Source organism: Pontiella agarivorans, assembly GCF_034531395.1.
GTDB lineage: Bacteria > Verrucomicrobiota > Kiritimatiellia > Kiritimatiellales > Pontiellaceae > Pontiella > Pontiella agarivorans.
The window spans coordinates 551,399-566,273 of record NZ_JARVCO010000002.1 but is presented as its reverse complement, the minus strand read 5'-3'; the positions used below and the strand labels follow the sequence as shown (position 1 = coordinate 566,273).

At 52.7% G+C, this 14,875-nt stretch carries 12 protein-coding genes and 1 pseudogene; 4 read left to right on the top strand and 9 right to left on the bottom strand.

The window, feature by feature from the left end:
* Positions 1-16: 16 nt before the first annotated feature.
* The 6 genes from P9H32_RS02390 to P9H32_RS02365 all read right to left on the bottom strand — a co-directional run bounded on the left by P9H32_RS02390 (position 17) and on the right by P9H32_RS02365 (position 6,922).
* The gene (locus P9H32_RS02390) at positions 17-487 is read right to left on the bottom strand and encodes an NYN domain-containing protein (protein WP_322607262.1); all 471 of its coding nucleotides are present in this window, start codon (positions 485-487) and stop codon (positions 17-19) included.
* A complete protein-coding gene (locus P9H32_RS02385; protein ID WP_322607261.1) occupies positions 487-1,356 on the bottom strand; it encodes a patatin-like phospholipase family protein in 870 nt (289 codons plus the stop codon). The genes P9H32_RS02390 and P9H32_RS02385 overlap by 1 nt, the downstream gene beginning before the upstream one ends.
* Positions 1,357-1,434: 78 nt before the next feature.
* Complete coding sequence (gene thiI, locus P9H32_RS02380) at positions 1,435-2,670, bottom strand: tRNA uracil 4-sulfurtransferase ThiI (protein ID WP_322607260.1); 1,236 nt, start codon at positions 2,668-2,670, stop codon at positions 1,435-1,437.
* Positions 2,671-2,704: 34 nt separating this feature from the next.
* A complete protein-coding gene (locus P9H32_RS02375) occupies positions 2,705-3,835 on the bottom strand; it encodes a cysteine desulfurase family protein (RefSeq protein ID WP_322607259.1) in 1,131 nt (376 codons plus the stop codon).
* A 254-nt stretch (positions 3,836-4,089) separates the two neighbouring features.
* Positions 4,090-4,926, bottom strand: coding sequence for a hypothetical protein (locus P9H32_RS02370; protein WP_322607258.1), 837 nt, complete (start codon positions 4,924-4,926; stop codon positions 4,090-4,092).
* Positions 4,927-5,287: 361 nt separating this feature from the next.
* On the bottom strand, positions 5,288-6,922 hold the full coding sequence (locus tag P9H32_RS02365; protein WP_322607257.1) for a sulfatase: 1,635 nt from the start codon (positions 6,920-6,922) through the stop codon (positions 5,288-5,290).
* Positions 6,923-7,409: 487 nt separating this feature from the next.
* On the opposite strand from P9H32_RS02365, the gene P9H32_RS02360 reads away from it, so the two are divergent.
* Entirely contained in the window at positions 7,410-9,218 is a 1,809-nt protein-coding gene (locus tag P9H32_RS02360; protein WP_322607256.1) for a right-handed parallel beta-helix repeat-containing protein, read from the top strand.
* Positions 9,219-9,361: 143 nt separating this feature from the next.
* Positions 9,362-10,756, top strand: a complete 1,395-nt coding sequence (locus P9H32_RS02355; protein WP_322607255.1) for a sulfatase — start codon at positions 9,362-9,364, stop codon at positions 10,754-10,756.
* Positions 10,757-10,914: 158 nt separating this feature from the next.
* Here P9H32_RS02355 and murB read toward each other — a convergent pair whose 3' ends face one another.
* The gene (gene murB / locus P9H32_RS02350) at positions 10,915-11,850 is read right to left on the bottom strand and encodes a UDP-N-acetylmuramate dehydrogenase (RefSeq protein WP_322607254.1); all 936 of its coding nucleotides are present in this window, start codon (positions 11,848-11,850) and stop codon (positions 10,915-10,917) included.
* Positions 11,851-11,913: 63 nt separating this feature from the next.
* Between murB and P9H32_RS02345 the strand changes: the two genes are divergently transcribed.
* Positions 11,914-12,546 carry a 3'-5' exonuclease gene (locus P9H32_RS02345; protein WP_322607253.1) on the top strand — a complete coding sequence of 211 codons (633 nt, stop codon included), beginning with the start codon at positions 11,914-11,916 and terminating at the stop codon, positions 12,544-12,546.
* The gene (locus P9H32_RS02340) at positions 12,543-13,310 is read left to right on the top strand and encodes a TrmH family RNA methyltransferase (RefSeq protein WP_322607252.1); all 768 of its coding nucleotides are present in this window, start codon (positions 12,543-12,545) and stop codon (positions 13,308-13,310) included. Before P9H32_RS02345 ends, P9H32_RS02340 begins: the two co-directional genes overlap by 4 nt.
* Before the next feature lie 156 nt (positions 13,311-13,466).
* Here P9H32_RS02340 and P9H32_RS02335 read toward each other — a convergent pair whose 3' ends face one another.
* A complete protein-coding gene (locus tag P9H32_RS02335; protein ID WP_322607251.1) occupies positions 13,467-13,754 on the bottom strand; it encodes a hypothetical protein in 288 nt (95 codons plus the stop codon).
* A 287-nt stretch (positions 13,755-14,041) separates the two neighbouring features.
* Positions 14,042-14,823: pseudogene (locus P9H32_RS02330) on the bottom strand (IS5 family transposase).
* Positions 14,824-14,875: the final 52 nt, after the last annotated feature.

Sequence of the window (14,875 nt, the reverse complement as noted above, 5' to 3'; positions counted from 1 at the left end):
AAACAGAGGGTTTAGCCTACATTCCATCAGGGAACAGATCACCGAGTTTCGGATTCTGTCCGGGGCGGATTTGTTTTCCGGTTGTTTTCCGCGCATCGGCGTTGCACTGCGCCAGAAATTCAGAACAGGACATCACTTGTGCACCATCGCTCAGCACCGTATCGGCTTCTGCGCGGTCAGACGTCACAACTAAAATTTTTCCAGGGGTTGGAAACTTGGCCACAAGCCGCTCGATTACCGTATCGGCCGTGTGCTTTCCCGGCGAAAAGAAAATTTCGAGGTGTTTCGAAGTCAACGCGGCATCCTGCCCCTGCTCACGTCCGTCAAAAACAATGGTGGTCTGAGGAGCCATGCGATGGGCGGTTGCTTCCAGCATACGGACCAGTTTATGGCGGGCCAGTTCCATATCGCGGTGCAGCAGGACGCTCAATTCCTCCACCTTGTGCAACAGATTGTAGCCGTCGATAATCAACCATTCCAAACGCATTATCTTCTCCGCAGCCAGTTAAAAATCGGATGATTATTTTCGATCAGCTTCGTCAGCTGGCGTTTGAATTCCCCTTTTACAGCGAGCCCCTGATTGTAAATCAGTTCCGTTTTATGGAAATCAAGCAGCTCGGCATCCACCAGCGGAATACGCAGAAAAATATCTACAGGATTGGCCGCAAGTTTTTCATCGGCAATCGTGCTCATCATCACTTCGTAAGTATGAAAAACAGCCTCGATGGGATTCGGCACTTTTGTTTTGGGTTTGGAGCTCTCCCCCATCACATCGACCGCAATGCGGATATCGCATTGGGAACTCAGTAGATCCAGCGGAACATTATTCACCAGTCCGCCATCCACCAAAACCCGGTCATCCATACAAATCGGTGTGAACACATAGGGGATCGCCATACTGGCGCGAATTGCCGGCAGCAGTTCGCCCGAACTGAACACCACCTGTTCATTTCTCCAGAAATCCGTCGCTACGGTTTTGAGCGGAATTTCCAGTTCTTCAAACGTGGATACCCCGATTTTTTCATAAAGGAAATTCAGCAGTTTTTCCCCTTTGATCAGCCCTTTCGGCTTCAGGCTCAGATGCGGATCGAACAGCTCAATAAACTTAAAATTTTCTGTTGGTTTAAGAATTTTTTTTATGCCGTTTTTCTTCGGCGGACCAAAGATACCACTGACCATTTCATGAATTCCGGCGGCAGAGTTACCCGCTGCATACAGCGCACCTATAATGGCACCAATACTCGTTCCCGAAATATACGAGGGTTTAACACCCAGCTCATCGAACACCTCAAGCACCGCCAGATGCGCAAAGCCTCTTGCGCCGCCGCCCCCTAAAGTCAGTCCGATCTTTTTCATGGAAAAACTATGCAGAACTTTGCGTCGGACTTGAAAGCCTATTCTTCCGGGATCGCATCCTGTTCCGCAACCCCGGCCCTAAAGCAGCGAACAGATTTCGTCGGTCGTATCGGCATCGAGCCGGATCGGTTTTCCGGCTTCGATCGTGACGGTTTCCACCCCCTGCGCACATTTTTCCACCAGCGGAGCCCAGTCAAAAAATGTTTCATATTTTTCGCATTTTTTGAGCGACGGCGAGGTACTGGGATATTTCGGCACAAAAACGGTGCAGCAGTCCTCGAACGGGCGGATCGAAATTTCGTACGTATCGATCTTCCGGGCCGTTTCCATAATATCAACTTTATCCATACAGGCCAGTGGACGGATCACCGGCAGATTCGTCACGGCATTGATCGCCCACATGCTGTCGGGCGTCTGCGATGCCACCTGCCCCAGGCTCTCGCCATTGGCCAGCAGATGAATCGTCCGGCTGTTCGCAATATTTTCCGTCACCCGGTACATCATGCGCCGCATCACCGTCATGCCATAGCTCTCCGGCACATGATCAAAAATCGCCTTCTGCAGTTCCGTGAACGGGATCATATGAACCTGCATTTTTCCGCGCGGAAGGTAATGCGCCATTTTTTCGGCAAGGTCATAGACCTTCTGGCGTGCCCGCGCCGTGGTATACGGCGGCGACTCAAAATGGATGCCCTCCACCACAAGCCCGCGTTTCATCATATAATAACCGGCGACCGGCGAATCCAGCCCGCCCGAAAGCATCAGCAGCGCCCGTCCATTCAGGCCGATCGGCAATCCGCCTGCCGCCTGCCGCACGTCGGAAACAATCAGCGTCTGATGTTCTTTCACAAAAACGCGGATGGCCAGATCGGGCTGTTTGACGTTGAATTTAATCGATCCCTCGGGCGCGTGCGTTCCGACATACCGGGCCACCTGCTGAGAAATTTCGATGGAGTTGAGCTCAAACTTTTTCCAGTTTCGTTTCGACTCAAACTTAATACTTTTGCCGTCCCCGCATGCGCGGATTGCCGCCGGCAGTGCGGTTTCGCAGATCGCATCCATATTGGAATCGCACAGGGTCCCCAAAGCATAGGAGTGAATACCGAACACCAAATCGAGCCGCTTCAGCACGGCTTCAAAGTCGGTGCCGTTAAGCAGCACCATAAAATGGTCACGCTCCTTTTCCAGCTTCAGCTCCGGAAAAGCAGCCAGTTTATTTTTTGCGGTCTGAAACAGACGGTCAATAAACCGCTGCTTGTTCTTTCCTTTCAGGAACAGCTCACCTAACCGAATCAATATGGCATCGTACTGCATCTTAACATTCCTACCTGTTCTTTTTTGACCGCCATCAGCGGAGGGTTTCAATCAGTTCCGGCAACGTTGCGCAGAGACCATCAACCTCATCCTGCGCAGTAATGGAAGCCAGACTGATACGAATGCTGTGCTGCGCGCGCTTCGTATCCCCCGTCACCGCCTTCACCACAAAACTCTCGGCCGTCTGCCGGGCCGAGCAGGCCGAAACCGTGGAAATATAGATCTTCTTTTCCGCCAGCCCCTGTAAAATTGTTTCCGGCTTAATCCCCGCCACCGAGCAGTTGATGATATACGGCGACCCCTCATCCAACGACCCGTTGATTTCAACCTCCGGAATCTTCTGCAGGGTTTCCTGAATCTGGAACCTCAGCTTACTCACCCAGGCAAAATCCTCTTCCCAGTTTTTCAGCGAAAGCCGCAGCGCCTTCGCCATTGCCGCCGCGCGCGCCGGATCGGCCGTGCCCGAACGCAGACCGAATTCCTGACCGCCGCCATAGAGCAGCGGTTTAAAAACCATTTTTTCCGGAAGCAGCAGTGCTCCCGATCCTTTCAATCCATAAAACTTGTGCGCCGAAAATGTCAGCAGATCCACCTGAAGTTTACTCAGATCAATCGGCAGCTTGCCCGCCGACTGCGCCGCATCAACGTGAAAAACCGCATCGGAACCTTCCTTGATCACCTTTCCAAGGATGGGGAGCTCATTGATCGCGCCGACCTCGTTGTTGACATGCATCAGCGAAACCAATGTGGTATCCGGACGCAGTGCATTTTTTAATTCCTCAGGATCAACCGTCCCGTTTCCAAGGACCGGAAGAACCGTCACATCAAACCCCTCGCTTTCCAACGATTGGAAAACCGTCAGAACCGACGGATGTTCCACCGCCGAAGTAATCAGATGTTTTCCGCGCTTTTTAAACCGGTACGCCGTCCCGCGGATCGCCATATTATTCGATTCCGTCGCTCCGCTCGTGAAAATACAGCGGAATCCGCTTTCCGCCCCCAGCAGCGCAAGCACCTGACCGCGTGCCTGCTCCAGCAGCTGCTCCGCCCGCAGGCCCGGCCGATGCAATGCATGCGGATTCGCCCAGAAATCGCGGTTTACAGTATCAAATGTTTTCAGCACCTCATCATTCGGAGGCGTCGTGGCGGCATAATCAAAATACATGGCAGTTCCCCAAAAGCGCGCAACTTAGCGAACCGCGACGGCTTTTCCAATCCCCGGATATTCATTTATGATCACTTTAACTCAACAGATAAATCCGGCCTGTTAAAAATCATACTACGGATCTTCATTGCCCCGTTTATAAACCGCATAAGAAACTGCATTCCCGGAAAGCGGTTCGACGGAGCGTTTTGTCCGACAAAAAAAGGCGCCCCGAATGATCGGAGCGCCTTGAAATGACTACTGCAATTTGTCGTTTAGAACGGGCGTTGCTGCCCTTTGGCATTCATGCGCACACGTTGCTGCTTCGGTGCCGGCGGGTTTTCAAGATAGAGGCTGTACCAAGGATCACCGAAACCGGCATTGGAAAAACTCTTCGCGCGGTTATTGGAAAGCATCTCCCAATTCCGGTTGATGATTTCGTTGTACATTTTGTCTTTAGCTTTCGCGAGCAGGTCGCGTGCTTCGTCGGTCTTTTTCTCTTTCACCAGAATCCAGGACATCAGGCCGTACAACAGTGCGCCGCGATCATCGCGGAACCAGCGAATATGGCGTTTAAACGTTTTCTCGGCTCCCGCAATATCCTTGCCGGCATACTGCCTCGCCATTTTCATGGCCACCAGCAGCGGATCCGAAAGCACCGGACTGGACATAAAATTCTGTTTGAAGATTTCATCGACCTGATCAAATTCCTTCAGCTGATAGAGAAACTGCAGGCGCATCGTGGAAATCTGTTTACCCATAAGAATGTTCCATTTTTTATAGGCCTCGAATTTAGGAATAAAATCAAGGGCCTGCCGGAAAAGCGCCTGTTGGTCGGCCTCAAGCTGTTTCTGGATCAAGCGCGGATTTCCGCCGGGCTTGCTCTGGAACTGGTGAATTTTATGCTGGATTTTTTTCTGCCCGGCACCGAGAGCTTCCTGCATTTCATTATTGATGGCCTTGAATTTTCGGCGCGTCACCAGGCTGATCACCACCTGCGACAGAATAAATCCAAGAATCCCGTAAGCAATGGATCCGTGTTTTACACCGGCCGCCATGCAGGTGCCGCTGATGATGCCCCAGATTGCAAAGGAAATGAGGAGAGAAATCATTTCGTAAAGTCCTTAAGTTAAATTCGTTGTACTGTCAAAGGGGCGAAGTTATCCAAGAAAAACCCTTCTGAGTACAGCGGTTTTCACAAAAAAACCTTCCCCCGGCCGAAAAAACGCCGCTTCCGGGCCCCTTCAGACCGCCCCGTTAAGGCACGCAGCCATGACGCACCAAAAAGTTAACTGCCTCTGAATCGCCGGGTTCCAAAAACCGACATCGGATTCAACGGCCGGGTGTGATGACGAAAACAGGGGCCGCCGCATTCCGCCTCCGGCTGTGCTGAATTTCCACCGGATCATCTTCAGCAGAAGGCTCAGCACAAAACACCACGCGGATTATTCAGTTCAAAGTGCAGGTACCTGACTATTGATTCCCAATCACAGGCAATGCGCCTTTCCAACCCTTGGAAAGCCGGACCAGCAGTTCTTTTACCAGTTCCGGATATTGCCCGGCAATGTTCACCATTTCATCAGGATCGGTTTTATGATCATAGAGCTCGACAAATACCGGTTCCGCTTCGGGATGCTGCGTATCCTTCCAGGCAATCAGACGATATTGCCTGGTGCGCATGGCATAGCCCATCAGATGATTTTCAAACAGATCGCGTTCCCACTTTTCCCCCATCTGATCTTTGATCCGGTCTTCCACCTCCATCAGCAATGGACCGAAATAGGTTTCGCGCATCGCGGGCCGAATGGGATAAGCCCCCCATTCTCGTAACGCCGGACTGGGGAACTGACTGAATGCAGCGGTTTTCCAAGGTCTGGAAGGATCTTCGAGCAGCGGTGCAAAACTGGTGCCTTCCAGATGCGCCGGTTTTCTGATTCCCGCCAGGTCGCACAGCGTCGGATACATGTCCACCAGCTCAACCAGCGCGTCAGTGGTTTTTCCCTGGCTGACTTCGGGCATATTCGGCGTCCAGATGATCATCGGAACGCGGGTGGAAATTTCATAGTTGGTCGCTTTACACCACATTCCCATTTCGCCGAGATGATACCCATGATCGCTCCAGAGAATAATGATCGTATCATCGCGAACACCAGATTCCTCCAGTGCCTGGATCATCCGGCCGATCTGTGCATCCACATAACTGACGCAGGCCAGATAGGCATGCTTCATGGTGCGGGCCAGTTCCGGGTCAAAGTCGCCGCTTTTCGGAATACCGGCGCGAACACGCAGTTCAAACGACGGATGAATGCCCACCATAGCTCCGTCTTTCGGCCCCTGTGACGTTGCAGCAAGCGGAATCGTTTCGGGATCATAGAGATCCCAGTATTTTTTTGGAGCCACCCAGTTGAGATGCGGTTTATTCATCCCGAATCCCAGGAAAAAGGGCTTATCATTCTCGGCGACCATCTCCTTCAGCGTGGCAATGGCAAGGTCCGTATTGTAGCCATCCCGATAGGTATTATCCGGCACATCGGCGCACTCGAATGCCGGCCCCATGGCAAGACCCAACCGGGCCACTTCCCCATATTTCGCGAGCATTTTTTTGCGCGTTTCAGCCTTAAGCTTTCTGTTTTCAGGAAGTGCAAACCCATCTTTCACCGGATGAGTTCCGGCAGGAAGTTTATCCACCGCAGGCTGGCGGTTCCACGAAGCCGGATCCAGATCGCCGTGATGATAGACCTTACCGCAGTAGACCGTATCGTATCCCTGCGCAGCAAAGGCCTGCGGCAACGTGAGAATGTCAGGATTCAGATCACGGAATTTCACATAATTATGCGTGATGCCAATGGTATCGGGACGGCCGCCCGTCATGAGACTGGCACGCGATGCTCCACAGATGGCCTGCTGACAATAGGCCCGATTAAACTGCAATCCCTGCGAGGCCAGCTTGTCGATATTCGGTGTAATGGCAATCTCAGATCCATAACAGCCCAACTCGGCCCGCAGATCATCGATGGCAATAAACAGTACATTCGGCCGATCAGGAGCAGCTGCAGCACCGATCCCGATGGCACAGAGCAAACCGACAACAATTCCATATTTCATCATTTCCCTTTCCGACTGATTTCCGAACCCTTAAACGGTCGGTCAATAAACGTTACTCGTTCCGGACACAATACCATCGCCGCTGCCCTCCATGCGGCAAATGTTTTTCCACGACAGCTCTGCCCGCTCCCGGCTTTCCGGAAACATCACGGACCTGCCCGCACTGAAAGATTCCGATTTGGTCACATGCGCTTCCTGTCACGTCACCGCATTCAGCCTCTTCAGGAGATCCAGTGTTAACAACAGAACCAACATTAACTCGCAGAAAAGGCCTAAGGTTTAAACATGATATCCATCCCGCAGACAACGGCAAACTATACAGATGAATAGGCGACACGGCCCCCCGTTTCTCCCGCCTCTTACTCTGACAAAAAAGCGCATGTCTTTTACGAAAACGGGTATAGCCCGCATCCCCGCGCTAACGTATACATATCGTTTATCACGGGTATCTGGGTTTAGCCGTGTATAGATAAAGAGAAAGGTTTGGGTTATGAAATCACTTTTAGCATGCACTGTCATTCTGGGTGCGCTGGCCGCGCAGGCCCGCATCATCAATGTGTCCGATCACGGCATCGCTCCGGGAAAAGACAACACCTTCGCGCTTAACCGTCTGCTCGAATCCATCGGGAACGAATCCGGCGTTACACTTAATTTCCCCAAGGGAACTTATGATTTTCATCAAGACAATGCCGCCGAGGTGTACCGGGCGGTTTCCAATCATGACAACGGCCTCAAACGCATAATTTTCCCGCTGTTTGACCATAAAGACATCACCATCGAAGGCAACGGATCGCTTTTCCTCATGCACGGTCGCGTCGTCCCGTTCACCCTCGAACGCGCCAGCGGCATCACACTGAAAAACTTCTCCATTGACTGGGAACAGTCGTTCCACGCTGAGCTCAAGTGCATTGAACGCGACATCGCCAAACAGTCAGCCGTCTTCGAATGCGATGAAACGCTCTACCCCAACAAAATCGACAACGGTATGCTGATGTTTGATCGCATGGGACAATGGGACCCCATCGGGGCCAATATGGTTTGGGACAAAGACACCCATGCCCCGATTTACAACACCGATCGCTATGCCGTTCAGGGCTGGAAACCGAACAAGGTTTCCAAACCCGGTAAAAACAAGATCAAGCTGGAAAAATGTTTCAAAAAAGAACCGCCGCCGGTCGGTTCAACACTCGTGGTTTACGGCGTTCATCCGACCAGCCGTCTCTGCCCGGCCATTCACATCACCAATTCAAAGAATGTGAAAATCGAAAACGTCACGGTTCATGACGCCGGCGGCATGGGCCTGATCGTTGAACGTACGGAAAACATTGAACTCGACGGCATGAAGGTGACTTCCAACAGCCAACGCGTCGTTTCCACCCGGGCGGATGCCACCCATTTCATCGGTTGCAAAGGGCTGATTAAGGTCGAAAACTGCGTATTTGAACACATGCTCGACGATGCCATCAATGTGCACGGTGCCTACGTTCCCGTCGTCGAATATCTCGGCAACAACCAGTTCCTCTGCAACATCAGCCATTTCCAGCAGTGGGGATTGATCTTCGCCGAACCCGGAGACCGCATTGCCCTCATGGACCGCAGCACAGTCCTCCCCGTTTCGGAAACTACCGTAACCGACATCAAAATCCTTAATGAGCACCGTTTTGTACTCACCGTTGCCGGCGTTCCGGAAAAACTTCCCGAAATCATGTCCGTGGAAAACCTGACCTGGAATCCGGATCTGGAATTCCGCAACAACATTGTGCGTGAAAACCGAGCCCGCAGCATTCTCGTCACCACTAAAGGCAAGGTCATCATTGAAAACAACTACCTCTCCTCGCAGATGCACGGCATCCTGATCGAAGGAGATAACAACAAGTGGTATGAATCCGGGGCCGTACAGGACGTCATGATCCGCAATAATGAATTTGTGAATCCCGGTTACGCCCGCGACAACCGTTACCCGCTCCTCGCCTCCCCGCTGTTTACCAAAGATCAGCGCATGGGCGAAGGACGCTATCATCGCAACATCACCTTCGAAAACAATACCGTCCGCAGTTTCAACGGACATCTGGTCGAAGCCCGTTCCGTTGACGGCCTCAAAATCCTGAATAACAAGCTGATTTATTCGGACGACTATCCGAAAGCCGAAGAAGGCGAAACCATTGAACTGGAATACTGCAACAATGTGGAAATCAGCGGCAACTCAGCCTCCGGTTTCGACCATCCGATCACCATCAAAACCGAAGATACCGAAAACCTGACGATCGGAAAAAACAAAGGATTCACGGCAAAAAAATAAACCTTTGCGCTGTTCCTGAAGGCCGCCTGCGGGCGGCCTTTTTTGTGCCGTTTCCAGCCCCTGGAAAACCGATGAGCCGCCCCCGAATTTGTCCAGCGGATCATCGTGGAAGCGTTATGTAGAAAACGAAAGGAAAGAGGATCATGAAAAAAATTCTGGCAGCAGCCCTTCTCATTGCCGGAGCTGCTCAGGCCCGCGAACCGAATGTACTGCTGCTCTGCATCGACGATCTCCGGCCGGAGCTGAATTCCTTTGGTGCAGATTATATTGAATCGCCCAACATCGATGCACTCGCCGCCGCCGGCCGCGCCTTCCACCACCACTACGTCAACGCCCCGAGTTGCGGCCCCTCCCGCTGTACACTCCTCACCGGCCGCTACGGTGCCCCAGCAAACGATGCACTCTTCCGCCGCGCAGAACAGGTTGCCGAAAATCCGGAAACGGTTCCTCCCAGCATGCCCGAATGGTTCCGTCAGCACGGCTACACCACAGTCTCCGTCGGCAAAGTTTCGCACCATCCCGGCGGCCTCGGCGGACCCGACTGGAACGACGAATCAAAAATCGAAGTACCCGGTGCCTGGGATGCCCGGCTTATGCCCTGCGGCGAATGGCAACATCCGCGCGGGGCCATGCACGGCCTTGCCCACGGGGAAATCCGGGAAAAGGCAAAAGAGATGGATATCTTCCAGTCTGCGAAAGGTCCCGACACCATCTATCCGGACGGCCTCATCGCCGAAGAGGGCATTCATCAACTCGAAACACTGGCCGGAGCGGATAAACCCTTTTTTCTCGCTATCGGCCTGATCAAACCGCACCTGCCTTTCGGCGCGCCGGCGAAATACATGACCCCCTACAAAAACATCACCCTTCCCCCGATCCCCCATCCCGCCAAGCCCGCCGGCAAAACCACCTGGCACGGATCCGGCGAATTCATGAAATACAACCGCTGGAAAAAGAACCCGAACTCGGATCCGGATTTTGCCGATGCCGTACGCCGTCACTATGCCGCCTGCGTCACCTATGCCGACAAGCATGTCGGCGATATTATGGCCGCACTCAAAGCCACCGGAGCCGATAAAAACACAGTCATTGTTCTCTGGGGCGATCACGGCTGGCATCTCGGCGAACATGCCATCTGGGGAAAACACTCGCTGTTCGAGGAATCGCTGAGATCCCCGCTCATCATCAGTTTTCCGGAGCTTGGTGATCCCGGCCGTTCATCCGAAGCCGTAGTCTCCACGCTCGATATTTTCCCGACCCTCTGCGATCTGACCGGTATCGAATCCCCCGACTTTGCAAACGGCCGCTCCCTGCTGCCCATCCTTGAAAATCCCGATGCCTCCGGCCACGGCGCCATCAGCTACAAAAGCAATGCCCGCACACTGAGAACAGCAACCCACCGCATCATCGTCCACAATAACGGGTTTGTTGAACTCTACGACCACACCGCTCCGGAAAAGGAAACTCTCAATATAGCCTCACAGCATCCGGACCTCGTTGAACAGCTGAAAAAGCAAATGGCCGCGATGAAAGAATAACCGGTCTAATACCATGTTTGATTACTTCTCGGTATAAATCCCGCACGAAGTTTCACCACGGAGAGGACCCAGCGGAACACGGAGGAAGGACTCTGTGCTCTCCGAGTCCTCCAGCGGAGCGGGTGGTAAATATATACCCGTATGTTTTAGTACGTGGTCTAAAATGAACCGATCAGTTTGATTTCCCGCTTGAGCTCGAAATTGAATTTTTTGCGCACGGCGGCAATCATTTTTTCGGTCAGCTCATACACATCCGCTGCCGTGGCTCCGGAATCGGCAATAATGATATTGGCGTGCTTTTCAAAGAGGTGGGCCCCGCCGACCCGGAAATCCTTGGCACCGGCTTCCTCCAGAAACCAGCCGGCGGCCTGACGGCGATCGGCGGCAGACGTCGGTTCGATATTCCTGAACACACTGCCTGCACAGGGGTTGATTTTCCAGTCGGGATGCTTGGTCCGGCGCAGTTCCAGAATACGCTCCCGCTCTTTCTGCATGGTTTCGGCATCGCACGGTTTCAATTTCAGCACGGCATCCAGCACAATGGCCCCGGATTTTTTCAGCGCCGAAGAACGATATTGAAAATCAAGCGCATCGGCGTCCACATCTTCAACCGATCCATCGGCATTCATCAGCCGCACCGTTTCCACCACATCGCCGATCTGCTGACCAAACGCCCCCGCATTTCCGGCAATGGCCCCCCCGACCGTTCCCGGAATTCCGCTGCAAAACGCGATATCCCCGAGCCCTTTTTCAATAGCGATTCGGGCCAGATCATCCAGCAGCGTATTGCCCGAAACAGCAATACAGCACCCCTCGTTCTCCACAGCCGGATGCTCTTCCGAGCAGTAGCGCAGCACCACACACTCCAGGCCGGCATCCGACACCAGCAGATTCGATCCCTGCCCGATCACCAGTCTCGGAATATCCTGCGCAGCCAGCAGCGAAGCCGCACCGGACAGCGCTTCCGCATCGGGGCAATCAATCAATACCGGACAGATTCCGCCGAGCTTAAAAGTGGTATAATCCCGCATCATCGGTTTAAAAATCACACGCGCCGTTTCCGGCAGCTGTTTCAGGAGGGTGTCATCAATCATGGTTTCTTCCGCAAAATTCTCGTAAAGGTAAACGCCCCTCGGCTAATTTCCAAGCATTGGACGATGAAGAAGTTGATTATACCCCTGATAACCCTGCTTTGCCTGCGGATGTTTGCCGACGTCGGCGACGTTACCTTCGTGGCCTTTGACACCGAAACGACGGGATTCAGCCCGGCCCGGGAGCGGATTATTGAAATCGGCGCCGTAAAATACCGTAACGGAAAAATTATTGATTCCACGCATTGGCTCATCAATCCGGGCATACCCGTCCGCAACAGCCACGTGCATGGAATTACCGGTTACGAACTGACCGGATATCCGGGATTTGCCGACACCTACCCTGCATTCCGGAACTTTGCCGGCGATGCCGTGCTGATTGCCCATAACGCGTCGTTCGATGTCCGCTTTATGGCCGCCGAAATTGAGCGCAACAATCTGGACCCCATGCCGAACCCGGTCATCAATTCCCTCACCCTTTTCCGCCGCTGGTATCCCGAAGCCGGATCGCATAAGCTGGGCCTGCTGGCCGAAACACTCGATATTCGGGTTGAGACAACCCACCGGGCCGAGGCGGATTCCGAAACACTGCTTAAAATTCTGGATCACAGCCTGAAAGCACGGCCGGATATAACCGTTCAGAACATCGCCCTCACGGCGAACGGAACCTATTACTTTGATGGAACCCGAAAAAAATGACCCGAGAAATTACATCTTCCACCAACCCCCTCATCAAAACCCTGCGCGCCCTGATCACCTCCAAAAAAGCACGACAGGAATCCGGCCGGTTTATCGTCGAGGGCTGGCGCGGCATCAAAACCCTGCTCGAACACGAAAGCGAATACTATACCCTCGAACAGCTGGTCGTTTCCAACAACTGGAACCAGGCTCCGCTTCCCGATACCATCGAAATCATCAGCGTGCCGGACCACGTGTTTGCAAAAATTTCCGATGTCCGCAGCGCACAGGGTATTCTCGGAGTGGTTTCAAAGAAAAACGACGCGCCGGATGTTCCAGCCACCGGAAAATTCCTGCTGTTGGATAATCTGCGCGATCCCGGCAACCTCGGCACGCTTATCCGCTCCGCCGTCGGCGCCGGCTTTGATGGGATCCTGCTCTACGGCGACTGCGTCGAACCCGAAAATCCCAAAGTCATCCGCTCCACCATGGGCACCTTCGCCTTTTCCAACCTTTGGAACATTTCCCGCAATGAACTTTTCCAATGGCTGGAAAACGGATTCGAGCTCTGCGTTACCACCGGGCTCGACGGCGAAAACCTCTACGAATCCACCTTCAGCGAAAAAACAATTTTAGTGATCGGCTCCGAAGCCCACGGCGTATCCGACGAACTCTTCGGCCGCGCCGCAAAAAAAATCACCATTCCCCTGCAGCCCGAATGCGAATCCCTCAACGCCGCCATCGCCGGCAGCATCTGCATGTTTCACATGCAAAACAGCCGGTAGAGTATGCAGGGGCGCAGGTTAACACGGATTATTTTTCTTCCGTATTTATCCGTGGCTGCGGTTGATATTCAGGAGCACTAAATCGCCACGCGGCCGTTGAGCTGATCAATCCGCTTCACAATTTCCTACGCCACATCAATCCGGCCCTCAAACAGATCAATCAGCGAGCCGTTCCGCGTGAACGGGTGTTCGTTCAGCGCACTTTTCTCCAGATAGCCGTTCGCCATATCGCCCGCCTTTCAGAAAGTCATCCATCCAATCCCTGGAAATCGCTTTCGGCAACACCCAGAAGATTTGCGTCGATCCCGCCCGCAGCACATCCCGGCACGCCCGCCCGGCGAGAAAAACATACTGCACACCACGCCCGGAAAATTCGACACTTCCCCCTGCACGGCCCGAACCTCCGCCGTTCTTCACCAGCCGCGTCTTGATACCTTTGAACATATTCCACACCCGGTCACCGCATGACTCAAAGAATATATCTATTTATATTTTAAGAAAATTTCTTCAGCAGTTTAATGCCATTATTCATCGGGTAATCTAAATAAATCAACAACACCTGACGGGAGAAAAATGGACATTATATAATAAGTCAGCTTCAGTCTTTAAACACAGAGAGCGTGCGCCGGAGCAACACCACTCGAATGCATCACAAAAGCTTTCGCGTAATTAAATAGGTTCTCCGGTACCATCTTTCAATCCAATATAACTGACAGATAAACTAGGGTGTCTTAACACACCGAAAGTATATCTACGGTGAGTGCAGAGTGAATAAAGGCGAGAAACATCACATCGATGATTCTCGAAGCGTGATAAAACTCGGAGGAATTCTTTCAGTCGGCGAAATAGACGCTCTACCTCATTGTGTTGCTTATACATTTCCTTATCGTACTCCCAAAAATTAAGTCGTTTTACTTTGGGCGGCGCAACCGGGATGAGGTCAAGGTCGAACACCGAATGCCGAATGCCGAATGCCGAATGCCGAGTTTCCTCCCCTTCGCAGGTCGTGTCCATCTCAATATTACAAACACCGACTGATCGATCTTCGCCCCTGCTGGAAAGAAGCTTACGACCTTCCGATCCCTCGCTCGTATGGCCGGGTGATAATGACAAGTCCAGTGCGGTCCAGGCATCGGCCGCAATCAGATGAATCCTGGTCATCCAACCTCCACGGGATTTTTCTATGGATTGTCTGCCGTTTTTTTAATGCGACAGTTCCATCGGGATGCACTTTGCATCGAGGTGCTGGCGATGGATACCGCTTCAAGGTTGATCTTCACGACCTGCTGTTTTTGCAGTTCGTCGAAGGCCTTTGCCAGTACGCCCCTCTCGGACCATCGGTTCATCCGAGTGTAGATGGTGTGCCATCTTCCAGAACGGGAGGGAAGCCCCGCTATTTTCAACCTTGCTCCCCAACATACAGGACAGCATTTAAAAGCTCCATGTGTGAAAAGGTTACCTTACCTCGCTGGACCGGCAACAGGTGGCCGCTCTTGCCGCACTGTGCTTTCATTTTTACAGTAAGACTATGTCAGTCTTTTACAACAGACTCAGGCGATAGTACT

Coding starts and splice junctions, on each gene's coding strand:
- P9H32_RS02390 (WP_322607262.1), bottom strand. CDS start 487: ATGCGTTTGGAATGGTTGATTATCGACGGCTACAATCTGTTGCACAAG.
- P9H32_RS02385 (WP_322607261.1), bottom strand. CDS start 1,356: ATGAAAAAGATCGGACTGACTTTAGGGGGCGGCGGCGCAAGAGGCTTT.
- thiI (WP_322607260.1), bottom strand. CDS start 2,670: ATGCAGTACGATGCCATATTGATTCGGTTAGGTGAGCTGTTCCTGAAA.
- P9H32_RS02375 (WP_322607259.1), bottom strand. CDS start 3,835: ATGTATTTTGATTATGCCGCCACGACGCCTCCGAATGATGAGGTGCTG.
- P9H32_RS02370 (WP_322607258.1), bottom strand. CDS start 4,926: ATGATTTCTCTCCTCATTTCCTTTGCAATCTGGGGCATCATCAGCGGC.
- P9H32_RS02365 (WP_322607257.1), bottom strand. CDS start 6,922: ATGATGAAATATGGAATTGTTGTCGGTTTGCTCTGTGCCATCGGGATC.
- P9H32_RS02360 (WP_322607256.1), top strand. CDS start 7,410: ATGAAATCACTTTTAGCATGCACTGTCATTCTGGGTGCGCTGGCCGCG.
- P9H32_RS02355 (WP_322607255.1), top strand. CDS start 9,362: ATGAAAAAAATTCTGGCAGCAGCCCTTCTCATTGCCGGAGCTGCTCAG.
- murB (WP_322607254.1), bottom strand. CDS start 11,850: ATGATTGATGACACCCTCCTGAAACAGCTGCCGGAAACGGCGCGTGTG.
- P9H32_RS02345 (WP_322607253.1), top strand. CDS start 11,914: ATGAAGAAGTTGATTATACCCCTGATAACCCTGCTTTGCCTGCGGATG.
- P9H32_RS02340 (WP_322607252.1), top strand. CDS start 12,543: ATGACCCGAGAAATTACATCTTCCACCAACCCCCTCATCAAAACCCTG.
- P9H32_RS02335 (WP_322607251.1), bottom strand. CDS start 13,754: ATGTTCAAAGGTATCAAGACGCGGCTGGTGAAGAACGGCGGAGGTTCG.